This is a genomic window from Natrinema sp. H-ect4, assembly GCF_041894845.1.
Lineage (GTDB): Archaea > Halobacteriota > Halobacteria > Halobacteriales > Natrialbaceae > Natrinema.
The window spans coordinates 286569-298131 of sequence record NZ_JBHDYC010000002.1 but is presented as its reverse complement, the minus strand read 5'-3'; the positions used below and the strand labels follow the sequence as shown (position 1 = coordinate 298131).

General features: G+C 62.4%; 11 protein-coding genes. 7 read left to right on the top strand and 4 right to left on the bottom strand.

Annotated elements, in window-relative coordinates; all coding sequences use genetic code 11:
- Window positions 1–15: 15 nt before the first annotated feature.
- The 3 genes from ACEWFR_RS04340 to ACEWFR_RS04330 all read right to left on the bottom strand — a co-directional run bounded on the left by ACEWFR_RS04340 (window position 16) and on the right by ACEWFR_RS04330 (window position 1361).
- The gene (locus tag ACEWFR_RS04340) at window positions 16–477 is read right to left on the bottom strand and encodes a hypothetical protein (protein ID WP_374059871.1); all 462 of its coding nucleotides are present in this window, start codon (window positions 475–477) and stop codon (window positions 16–18) included.
- Window positions 474–1040, bottom strand: a complete 567-nt coding sequence (locus ACEWFR_RS04335) for a hypothetical protein (RefSeq protein ID WP_374059870.1) — start codon at window positions 1038–1040, stop codon at window positions 474–476. The genes ACEWFR_RS04340 and ACEWFR_RS04335 overlap by 4 nt, the downstream gene beginning before the upstream one ends.
- Before the next feature lie 135 nt (window positions 1041–1175).
- Complete coding sequence (locus ACEWFR_RS04330) at window positions 1176–1361, bottom strand: hypothetical protein (RefSeq protein ID WP_226042592.1); 186 nt, start codon at window positions 1359–1361, stop codon at window positions 1176–1178.
- Between the two features lie 132 nt (window positions 1362–1493).
- Here ACEWFR_RS04330 and ACEWFR_RS04325 point away from each other — a divergent pair, with 132 nt between their 5' ends.
- The 7 genes from ACEWFR_RS04325 (at window position 1494) to ACEWFR_RS04295 (ending at window position 9610) form a co-directional block, all read left to right on the top strand.
- Window positions 1494–1703: a hypothetical protein gene (locus ACEWFR_RS04325; protein ID WP_374059869.1), complete on the top strand. Its 210-nt coding sequence runs from the start codon at window positions 1494–1496 to the stop codon at window positions 1701–1703.
- Window positions 1704–1850: 147 nt separating this feature from the next.
- Window positions 1851–4589 (top strand): DNA-directed DNA polymerase, encoded by a 2739-nt coding sequence (locus tag ACEWFR_RS04320; protein WP_374059868.1) that lies wholly within the window; start codon window positions 1851–1853, stop codon window positions 4587–4589.
- A 185-nt stretch (window positions 4590–4774) separates the two neighbouring features.
- Window positions 4775–5683 (top strand): ABC transporter ATP-binding protein, encoded by a 909-nt coding sequence (locus ACEWFR_RS04315; RefSeq protein WP_374059867.1) that lies wholly within the window; start codon window positions 4775–4777, stop codon window positions 5681–5683.
- Window positions 5684–5743: 60 nt separating this feature from the next.
- Window positions 5744–7174 carry a Fe-S cluster assembly protein SufB gene (sufB, locus tag ACEWFR_RS04310; RefSeq protein ID WP_098724061.1) on the top strand — a complete coding sequence of 477 codons (1431 nt, stop codon included), beginning with the start codon at window positions 5744–5746 and terminating at the stop codon, window positions 7172–7174.
- A 1-nt stretch (window position 7175) separates the two neighbouring features.
- Entirely contained in the window at window positions 7176–8396 is a 1221-nt protein-coding gene (gene sufD / locus ACEWFR_RS04305; protein ID WP_374059866.1) for a Fe-S cluster assembly protein SufD, read from the top strand.
- 157 nt (window positions 8397–8553) lie between these two features.
- Window positions 8554–9048, top strand: coding sequence for a ferritin-like domain-containing protein (locus ACEWFR_RS04300; protein ID WP_374059865.1), 495 nt, complete (start codon window positions 8554–8556; stop codon window positions 9046–9048).
- Between the two features lie 127 nt (window positions 9049–9175).
- Window positions 9176–9610: a metal-dependent transcriptional regulator gene (locus ACEWFR_RS04295; RefSeq protein ID WP_374059864.1), complete on the top strand. Its 435-nt coding sequence runs from the start codon at window positions 9176–9178 to the stop codon at window positions 9608–9610.
- A 98-nt stretch (window positions 9611–9708) separates the two neighbouring features.
- Here the strand turns inward: ACEWFR_RS04295 and ACEWFR_RS04290 are convergent, their stop codons facing one another.
- Window positions 9709–11502, bottom strand: coding sequence for a phosphatidylserine/phosphatidylglycerophosphate/cardiolipin synthase family protein (locus tag ACEWFR_RS04290; protein WP_374059863.1), 1794 nt, complete (start codon window positions 11500–11502; stop codon window positions 9709–9711).
- Window positions 11503–11563 lie beyond the last annotated feature (61 nt).

The window sequence follows — 11563 nt, the reverse complement described above, 5'->3', positions numbered from 1 at the left end:
CCAGTTCGCTCGCGCTCAGGACTCTTCTACCGCCGACTCGTTCGTCGTCTCGAGATCCGTCCGGATCGCGTCGAGTGCGGTCTCACACGTCTCGGTGATTCGATAGCCGCGCTCGCCGGCGACGTCGGTTTCCTCGAGCAGCCCTGCGGCGGAGAGGACCGCGAATCGCCCGTGCAGATCGCTCTCACAGAAGTCGTAGGCGTCGAGCAGGCTGCGCACGCCGAGCGGTCCCCGCTCCGAGAGTTCGACCAGTAGACCTAGTGTTTCCTCGTCGTGGACATTCGTCAGTAGCGTCAAAACCGGATCGCTCACGCTTCGCGCAGCCGTCTCGAGGGCCGATTCATCGCCGACCGCCTCGAGGCGGTCGTTCTGGATGTAACACTCGTTACCGGTTTCGGGATCGCGAACGAGACTCGCCGTATCCGATCGTTTCCGAAGCAGGTACCGTTTGCCGGTGTCGTCTTCGACTGTTTTCATGAACGGTCGTTCCGGTTCGATGGCCGTTGTTGCGTCCCGTCTTCCGAAGCAGTTTCGGTTGTCTCGTCCGCCGTAAATCCGGCCGTTTCCGCGTTGGCAGTGGGGGTGTCGTCCGCCTCGGTGTCGCTCTCAGTGGTAGCGTCGCGTTCAGTGGGGATATCGCGTTCAGTGCTAGCGTCACGGTCAGTAGTTTCCCCGTCGGGAAATCCGCTGTATCGGCGACCGGCCAGCCCGAACAGAACGAGCCCGGCGATGAGAAGGATCCCGCCGCGCCTGAGGTCGCCCTCGAACGCGACTAGCATCAGACCAAGCGACACGACCAGAACGGCGACGTTGATAACCAACACCAGCACCCAGAAGGTTTCGATAACCTCGTCCGGGGCATCCATCTCGGAGGTGGAGACGCGAGGGATGTCGACTTCGACCGACTGTTCGTCCGGGTCGCCGTCCGACTCGTTTCCGGTCGTCACCTGTGGGATCGTCAACCCGTCACTGTCGGGGTCGTAAAACTCCTCCTCGGGGTCCCACTCCTCGGGCTCGTTCTCGTTCCGGTCGAGTACCACATACGGCCCGATGACCAGCGGGAGCAAAAACGTTCGCTTCGCGACTGCCCTTTCATACGGACTACTGTCAGTCATTTCTGGCGCACCCGCGACCCGCCATATGGGTGCGCCGGTACACAGTGACAGCAGACCGTCTCAGGCCAGATCCTCGAGCGTGAGCGTACGGGAGGTCTCTACCCACGCCAGCGGGTTCTCGGCGTCGTAGAAGACGACGCCGTCGTCGGTCTCGTAGGATTCGATCGTTGCGGTCCCCTCGGGTTCGCTGCTCGGTTCACTCCGATCCGTCGCATCGTCTTTCATGTGGGTGGACACATCGATCACCTGATTTCATGCTATGTGTTAGCAAGTTATAGTTCTTGTTGCTCCTGCAAACCTTCGATACAACATATAAACAGGCCCACTATGGAGAATAAATAATAATTTTTATAGTGGAATAATATTGCTAAAGTCACTATGGCTATGAAACGACGACTGTACGTTCGGGCCCCATTGGGAGCCGCGACCGGGAACCCGAACAGTCACCTCCGACCCGACTGGCCGCAGTTCACCGCAGGCGAGCAGACACAGGTGCGGCTCACCGAAGACGAGATCGTTCGGGAATCCGGCCCGAAACCGGAGTGTCAGCTCTGGGACCCGGTCTACAGGGACAACGTCGGTCTCTGAGTGGATCGTGGTCGCACCGTACACTCCCGTCGTGTCGGTCACAACAGTCGAGCGCTCCCATAGCAGCAGTCGAGCGCACCCCGTGTGACACCGCTCGCGGGCGGGGATTGCAGGGGTTTTTATCCGCCGACTGCAAATCTCGCTATCATGACTGAGGCGGGCCAGACCGGACTCACGGAGTTCGGCGGCGACTCCGAGGAGACCGACGACCGGCCGGCAGAAGAGGCGGTTGCCATCGCCGGTAACGGCGGATCGAACGCCGCAGAGGTGATCGACGTCGTCGAGGAGACCCTCCCCGAACCCGAGGGCGAACTCGAGCTCGCCGTGATGCAGGTCGACTACACGATCGCCGGCTACGGCGACGAGGAGCGACCGATCATGCACGTGTTCGGGCGGACCTCCGAGAACGAACTCGAGCACGTGCAGGTCGTCGGCTTCCAGCCGTACTTCTACGCGCCGACGGAGACGCTCGAGCGACCGCCCGAGGAGCAGTACGACCGGCTCACCGGCAGCGAGGAGTACAACGCGGACGGCGAGCCCTACGAGAGCATTCGGGGCGAGAAACTCACCAAGATCTTCGGCCAGACGCCCCGAGACGTCGGGCAGATCCGGGACGACTTCGATCACTTCGAGGCCGACATCCTATTCCCGAACCGGTTCCTGATCGACAATGACGTCCGGAGCGGCATTCGGGTCCCGGAGCGACGCGCGGACGACGATTCACTGGTCGTCCCCCACACCGAAGTCGAGGCGGCCGATGTCGACGCCGACCCCCGCGTGAACACGTTCGACATCGAGGTCGACGACCGGCAGGGGTTCCCCGAGGACGGCGAGGAGCCGATCGTCTGTCTGACGAGCCACGATTCCTACGACGACGAGTACATCATGTGGCTCTACGAGGCCCCAATCGGCGACGGCGAGATCCCCACCGAAATCGACGGCTACGACCCCATCGAGGGCGCGATCGACCACGAAGTCCGGTGCTTCGAGGAGGAGGAGGCCATGCTCGAGGCCTTTATCGAGTACATCGACGACACCGACCCGGACATCCTCACGGGCTGGAACTTCGAGGACTTCGACGCGCCGTACTTCCTCGACCGCCTCGAGGAACTGTCGGGTCCCCACCACGAGTACGACCTCTCCATCGACCAGCTCTCTCGGGTCGACGAGGTCTGGCGCAGCAACTGGGGCGGCCCGGACATCAAGGGCCGGATCGTCTTCGACCTGCTCTATGCCTACCAGCGGACGGTCTTCTCCGAACTCGACTCTTATCGGCTGGATGCGGTCGGCGAGGCCGAACTGGGCGTCGGCAAGGAACGGTACGCTGGCGACATCGGTGACCTCTGGGAAGGCGATCCGACGAGATTGCTCGAGTACAACCTCCGGGACGTGGAACTGTGCGTCGAACTCGACCGCCAGCAGGAAATCGTCACCTTCTGGGACGAGGTACGCTCGTTCGTCGGCTGTAAACTCGAGGACGCGCCGACGCCGGGCGACGCGGTCGACATGTACGTCCTCCACGAGGCCTATGGGCGGTTCGCGCTGCCCTCGAAAGGCCAACAGGAAGCCGGCGAGGAGTACGAGGGCGGCGCGGTGTTCGAGCCGATCACGGGCGTCAAGGAAAACGTCACCGTGCTCGACCTGAAGTCGCTGTATCCGATGTGCATGACGACGATTAACGCCTCGCCGGAGACGCGGGTCGATCCCAACGAGTACGACGGGGAGACCTACGTCGCGCCGACCAGACCCGAACCGACCCACTTCCGCAAGGAGCCCGACGGCGTCATGCGAGAGATGATCAACGAGTTGCTGGCCGAACGCGAGGAGAAGAAATCCCAGCGCAACGAGTACGAACCCGGTTCCCGGGAGTACGAGCAGTACGACCGCCAGCAGGGCGCGGTCAAGGTCATCATGAACTCGCTCTACGGGGTGTCGGGATGGGAACAATTCCGGCTCTATGATAAGGACGCGGCATCCGCGATCACCGCGACCGGTCGCGAAGTGATCGAGTTTACGGACACCGCCGCAGGCGAACTGGACTACACCGTTGCGTACGGGGACACCGACAGCGTCATGCTCGAGCTCGGCTCCGACGTGTCGAAAGAGGATGCCATCGAGCAGTCCTTCGAGATCGAGGAGTACATCAACGGTCGCTATGATGACTTCGCGAAAGACGACCTGAACGCCGAGGAACACCGCTTCCAGATCGAGTTCGAGAAGCTCTACCGCCGATTCTTCCAGGCCGGCAAGAAGAAACGCTACGCGGGCCACATCACCTGGAAGGAGGGCAAGGACGTCAACAACGTTGATATCGTCGGCTTCGAGTACCAGCGTTCGGATATCGCCCCGATCACCAAGGAGGTCCAGCACCGCGTCATCGAGATGATCGTCCGCGAGGGCGATATCGAAGGCGCGAAGGAGTACGTCAACGGCATCATCGAGGACGTTCTGGACGGTGACATCTCGCTCGAGGATATCGCGATTCCGGGCGGTATCGGCAAGCGACTGGACAACTACGATACCGACACGGCGCAGGTCCGCGGCGCGAAGTACGCCAACCTGTTGCTAGGGACTAACTTCCAGCGTGGGAGCAAACCCAAGCGGCTCTACCTCGACCGCGTCGATCCCTCGTTCTTCGAACGACTCGAGGCGGAAGAAGGGTTCGACGCCCGCACCGACCCGCTCTACGGCGCGTTCAAGCGCGATCCCGACGTCATCTGCTTCGAGTACGAAGACCAGATTCCCGAGGAGTTCGAGGTCGACTACGACAAGATGCTCGAGAAGACGCTGCAGGGGCCGATCGAACGCATCCTCGAGGCACTCGACATCTCGTGGGACGAAGTGAAAAACGGGCAGGAGCAAAAGGGTCTCGACAGCTTCATGTGAGTCGGTCGGTGACGACCTCGAAGCGAGCGCCGCCGTTCGTTTCCGCGATTGCCGAATGACCCCCCACTGTGCTCGAGCCTGTGGGTTTCCAAAACGAAAAATAATCTTCTCAAAATAGGACCGCATCCAATCGAACACGAAAACGTTATGGGGCGAACGCCCCTTGGTCCATACGACAGAATACTATGGCACGCCTCGAACTAAACAACCTGCATGCGGAAGTAGCGGAGGGCGACGAGACGATCCTTGAGGGTGTAAACCTCGAAGTACAGTCGGACGAGATCCACGCCCTGATGGGGCCGAACGGCTCCGGGAAGTCGACGACCGCGAAGGTCATCGCCGGCCACCCGGCCTACGAGGTCACCGACGGTGAAGTGTTGCTCCACCTCGAGGACGAGGAGTTCGGCGAGGACATCGAGATCGATGAGGACCAGCGAACCTGGAACCTGCTCGACCTCGAACCCAACGAGCGCGCCGCGCTCGGCATCTTCCTCGGCTTCCAGTATCCGGCCGAGATCGAGGGCGTCACGATGACGAACTTCCTCCGAACGGCACTGAACGCCAAGATCGAAGAGCGCGAGGAACTCTTCGAGGATGAGGACGGTGAGGAAGTCGAAGACGAGGACGACGGCTTCGAGACCTCGCCGATGGAAGGGAACGTCGACGAGGGCGAGGTCGGCGTCGCCGAGTTCCAGGGGATCTTGCAGGAGAAGATGGAACAGCTGGAGATGGACGAGAAGTTCGCCCAGCGCTACCTCAACGCCGGCTTCTCCGGCGGGGAGAAGAAGCAAAACGAAGTGCTGCAGGCTGCCATCCTCGAGCCCTCGATCGCCGTCCTCGACGAGATCGACTCCGGGCTCGACATCGACCGGCTGCAGGATGTCTCGAACGGGATCAACGCGCTGCGCGACGAGCAGGGCACCGGGATCCTCCAGATCACCCACTACCAGCGAATCCTCGACTACGTCGAGCCCGATCACGTCCACGTGATGCTCGACGGTCAGATCGCAAAGAGCGGCGGGCCGGAGCTCGCCGAGAAGCTCGAGGACAAGGGGTACGACTGGGTCCGCGAGGAAGTCTACGGCACCGCGTAACCGAATTCGACTAGAACAACCGTAATAACGCTGCAGCCGTAAACACAACTACATCAACCAATGAGTTCCGATCAAGACCACCTAAAAGAGACAGACACTGAGGCCCGGTTCGAGTTCAAGAAAGAAGAGAACTCCGCCGTTAGATCCGGGAAGGGCCTGACCGAGGAGGTCATCCGCATGATCTCCGACGACAAGGACGAGCCCGACTGGATGCTCGAGCGGCGTCTTCGAGCGCTCGAGCAGTACCAGAATATGCCGATGCCGTCCGACTGGCCCGGCATGCCCGATCTCTCCGAACTGGACGTCGAAGAGATCATCCCCTACATCCGCCCGGACGTCGACAAGCGCGAAGGCGTCGACGACTGGACGGAGCTGCCCGACGAGATCAAGGACACCTTCGACAAACTGGGCATTCCGGAAGCCGAGAAGAACGCACTCTCCGGCGTCGGTGCCCAGTACGAGTCCGAGGTCGTCTACCAGAACATGCAGGAGCAGTGGGAGGAGAAGGGCGTCATCTTCTGCAACATGGACAAGGCCGTTCAGGAGCACCCCGAAATCCTCAAAGAGCACTTCATGACGACCTGCGTGCCGCCAAGCGACAACAAGTTCGCGGCGCTGCACGGAGCCGTCTGGTCCGGCGGATCGTTCGTCTACGTCCCGGAGGACGTCACCGTCGAGATGCCAGTGCAGGCCTACTTCCGGATGAACTCGGAAGGGATGGGCCAGTTCGAGCACACGCTCATCATCGCCGAGGAAGGCTCTGAGGTTCACTACATCGAGGGTTGTTCCGCACCCAAGTACGGGACCCACAACCTCCACTCGGGTGGTGTCGAGGTCTTCGTCGGCGAGGACGCACACGTTCAGTACTCGACCGTGCAGAACTGGTCGAAGAACACGTTCAACCTGAATACCAAGCGCGCCATCGTCGAGGAAAACGGCACGATGGAGTGGGTCTCGGGCAGCATGGGATCGAAAGTGACCATGCTCTACCCGTGTACGATTCTCAAGGGTCGCGGCTCGACAGACACCCACATCACCATCGCCCTGGCGGGCGAGGGTCAGGACATCGACACCGGCGCGAAGGTCTACCACAACGCGCCCGAGACGAGTTCGACCATCGAATCCAAGTCGATCGCCAAGGACGGCGGCCGCACCAACTACCGCGGCCTCGTCCACATCGCCGACGGTGCCGAGAACTCGAGCACCGCCGTCGAGTGTGACGCCCTGATGTTCGACAACGAGTCCACGTCGGACACCATGCCGTACATGGAGATCGAGGAGTCGAAGGTCGACGTCGCTCACGAGGCGACCGTCGGCAAGATCGGCGACGAGGACATCTTCTACCTCCAGTCGCGCGGACTGGACGACGACGACGCCAAGAAGATGATCGTCGCCGGCTTCATCGAGCCGATCACGGAGGAACTGCCGATCGAGTACGCGGTCGAACTCAACCGCCTCATCGAACTCGAGATGGAGGGGAGCCTCGGATAATATGAGCGCAGGAACACAGGTACACGCCAATCTAACGGACGAACAGGTACGCGAAATCAGCGGCGACCTCGAGGAACCCGAGTGGCTCCTCGAGATCCGTCTCGAGGCCCTCGACGCCCTCGAGGACCTCGACATGCCCGACGTCATCCGGACGCCGGGTCAGGACTGGACGAACCTCCACGAACTGGACTTCGAGTCCCTCGTGGACCCGCTGAACGCAGCAGAAAACAAAGACCAGGTCGGTCCCGACGAGGCCGAGGTCCTCTCGTGGGCCGACGCGGTTCAAGAGCACGAGGACCTCCTGAAGGAACACTTCGGTACCACCGTGGACCCCCAGGAGAACTACCTGACGGCGCTCTCGACCGCCCTCTTCAGCACCGGGACGGTCGTCTACGTTCCAGAAGGCGTCGACGCCGAAGATGTCGCCATCCGAACGGAGCAAAACTCCCGCTCGCTGTTCAACTACACGCTCGTCGTCACCGAGGAATCGTCCTCGGTTACGATTCTCGAGCGCCAGTCTACCGGCGAAGCAGCCGAGGAGCAGTACTACAGCGGCGTCGTCGAAGTCGCCGCGGGCGAGAACAGCTACGTCCAGTACGGCAGCCTTCAGAACCTCTCGGAGGAGGCCTACAACTTCACAGTCAAGCGCGGCGTCGCCGACACCTACGCGACGATCGACTGGATCGAGGGCAACCTCGGTACCCAGCTGACGAAGACCGAGGTCTCGACGACCCTCAGCGGCGATAGCTCGGAAACGCAGATCGTCGGGGCGTTCTACGGCCACAACGATCAGCACTTCGACCTCGACGCGAAGGTCTGGCACCGCGCCGAACACACGACCGCCGACCTCGTCACCCGCGGCGTCATCGACGACGTCGCCCGTTCGGTCTACGAGGGCGTCCAGGACGTCGGCACCGACGCCTGGGACACGAGCTCTTACCAGCGCGAGAACACACTGATGCTAAGCGACGAGAGCGAGGCCGACGCCTCCCCGCAGCTGATCATCAACAACCACGACACCGAAGCCAGCCACTCCGCGACGGTCGGCCAGATCGACGCGGAGGATCTGTTCTACATGACCTCCCGTGGTGTCGACCCACGTTCGGCCCGCAACATGCTCGTCGAGGGCTTCTTCGTGCCCGTCCTCGAGGAGATCGATGTCGACGAACTCCGTGACGACCTCGAGAGTCTGATCGGTGCGCGTCTTCGGCAGCGAGACTAGCGAGGGGCTCGCGCAGCGAGACCCTCGAACGAACAGGGCGCTTTGCGCCCCGTGTATACCGAGACGCCGACCGCTCTCTTTCCGTTCTTCTGTTTCGATCCCGTTCTGACGCCCGTTCTCCGAGACGACTAAGTAACACCGGCCCTCTTGTCACGATATGAGTCTGGGACAGCGTGTCTCGAGCGACCACCAGTTGACCCGATTGCTGCAGATCGGGGTCGTACTGGAGGAACTCGTCGAGTCACGCGCCGCCCACCACATCGAGTCCCTGCCCCCCCAAGAGCGGGCGGAGTTCGACGAGGAGGTGGAGGAGTTGCTCGCCGAGGCGGCCGCCGAGTCGGCCGACCACCGCGAGCGACTCGAGGCGCTGATCGACGATCTCGAGGCTGAAACGGTCGGATACGAGGAGATAAACGCGCTGGTCGACGCCCAGTATGGGCCGCCGGAGGATACGGACGGCGTTCTCTACGATCAGTTGGCGAACGAGGAAACGGCCTACAAGTTTTATGACGACCTGATCGACGCGATCGAGGCGTCGGACGCCGGATTCGCTGTCGATCGGGAGCGGCTACTCGAGACACTGTACAGCATCCGCGAGGAGGAAAAAGAGGGCGTCGAGGAAGTGACCGAGATCATGGAGCACAGAGCATGATCGAGGGACGGACGACCGCGGCGGCCGCTATCAGCGGCTCGCCATCTGATGCCCGTATCGGTTCCCGGGTTCAGTTACACCGGCGCAACACGAACGCGATCCACGGCGGCCCCAGTGGAGGGAGAGCATGAACACCGCAGATCAATATCTCAAAGCGATCTACCTGGCGCAGCGAATCGAGGATGGCCCCGCATCGACCGGGACGCTCGCGGATCTGCTCGAGGTGAGTCCGGCCAGCGTCAACGAGATGGTCGGCAAACTCCAGGACCGCGAACTCGTCGACCACGAGAAGTACAAGGGAGCCAGTCTGACCGACGAGGGACTCGAACGCGCCCACAACGCCCTCCAGACCTACTGTATCATCGAGCGGTTCCTCGCGAACGTCCTCGAGGTCGAGGAGTTTCGCGACGAGGCCCGTGCCCTCGAAAGCGTCATCGACGACACCGTCGCAGAACGGCTGGACACGATCATCGACCGACCCGAGCAATGTCCCGACTGTTTCGACGCCGAAGCGGACTGCTGTGAACTGCTCGAACTCGAGGCCGGCAGTCACGCGGATTAAGAACTCCTTTTTGCTCTCTCAATCCCGTCCGAGTACACCGTATCATTCAAGCGACGGAACCCACGAGACGGCCGATTCGATTCGACAGTCACCGTCGGTCAGGTGCGGTCGGACAGCGTCTGATCACCGAACCGAATGTACCGCCGTCCGATAATCGCCGCAGCAGCGAGTGCAACGACGACCGCCACGCTGAGTCCGATCGGGAACGACCAGGTATCGCCCGACCAGTCGGAGTCGAACACGTCGGCGTAGTAGCTCGCAACCTGCTCGCCGTGGAGCGCGACGAGCACCTCGCGGTTGTTCTCGAGCGAGTTCGCGTTCCAGTTGGCACTGCCGACGATCACGACCTCCCGGTCGATCACCACCCCCTTGGCGTGGATTTTCTCGAATCGGTTGGTATCCTCGACGAGGCGGACCTCGAGCGGAAGGTCCGCTCGATCGGCGACCCGCTCGAGATCCGCCGCGAGGCGCTCGTTTTCATCTGTGTTGTACCACGCTGATCCGAGTAGAATTTTCACGTCAACGCCACGGCGGGCCGCCTCGAGGGTCGCTTCAAGCAACGAGACGTCGGCGGCGATACTGGGCTGAATGACCACGATTTCGTCGTCCGCACCGGCGAGTAGCTCCCGCAGTCGGCCCTCGGCGTTGTCCGGCGCGAGCAGGAGTTCGGCGGAGTCGACGGGGACCGTCGCAGGCTTGTGAGTCGTCGGGAACTCGGACCCGGCGTCGGACGAAAAACCCTGCTCCGTATCATCGACGAACGAGGCGTTCGCCCGGTAGGCGTCGCCCGATACCGTGTCCCAGCCCCGGAAATCGGCTCGAAAAACGCTCGCGAGATCGGTTGCGAGCGTCTCGTCCTCGAGTCGGACGCCCCAGCCGCGGCTGCTCTCGCCGCCGACGCCCGAGGGCTTCCAGTTCTCGCTGGTGACCAGCACGCGGTCGTCGGCGACGGCGTACTTGGGATGGTGATACCGGTAGCGCCCGCTTTCGCCGCCGATGACCCGCACGTCGACTCCGCTGGCTGCGAGCGTCTCGAGGACGCCCTCGGTCGCCGCCGGCGTGCCACCGACGGGGCTCGCCTCGAGGAGCACCGAGATGTCGACGCCACGCTCAGCCGCGTCGACGAGGTCCGCGGCGATCGTCTCCGAGGTGACGGTGTAGCCGGCCAGCAGGAGCCGCTCGTCGGCGTTCCGGATCGTCTCCCGCGGGATCTCGGGGCCGTCGGGGAGGATGAATGCAGTGGCCTCGTCGATCTCGGCGCTCGAGACGGGGAGACAGGTCGCGTCTCGCGGCCACCACTGGCCGTCGCCGTCGCTCTCCGCTGCGGCATCGGTCGACGCCGTTCGGTACCACCGTTCGGCTGCCGGCGCGCTGTCGTAGGAGACGGAATCGATCGTGATCGTCGCATTTCGGAGTTGTAGATTGTCGCCATCGTTCGCGAGCTGAAGGTGACCCCCGAGCCCGAGGACTGGGAGTTCGGTCAGCGCTTTCGTGACGTTCGGGGCAGTACTCACGACGACACGTCCGGTGACCGTCTCGTTCGGGAGTGTCGCCGTCGTATGGCCGTCCGTAAGTGCCAGAGTCTTGAGGCGGGTTTCGGGCGGGACCTCGAGAACGACGAACTCGCCGGCGTTGCCGTCGGTGGTGGGGTTTGGATAGAGGCCGACGATTTGGGGGTTCTTCGTCGTGTCAGTGGCGGTCGAATTCCGCTCCCCTGCTTGAGGCGGACAGGCGAGTTCGGACGGGCTCGGTGTTCCATCCGTGGCTGCTCGAGCGGCGGCCAGTTCGCGCCCCGACGTTCCGTTGGCGACCGGAAACCCGACGAGTATCGTTGCACTGGCAACGAGACAGCAGGCGAGTACGGCGACGAGGGCGGCTCGCCGGAGATCCATCGCTCCGTCTGGCCGCTTTTCCCTACTTAAACTATCGGAGCCAAAGGATTCTGGTCGCGAG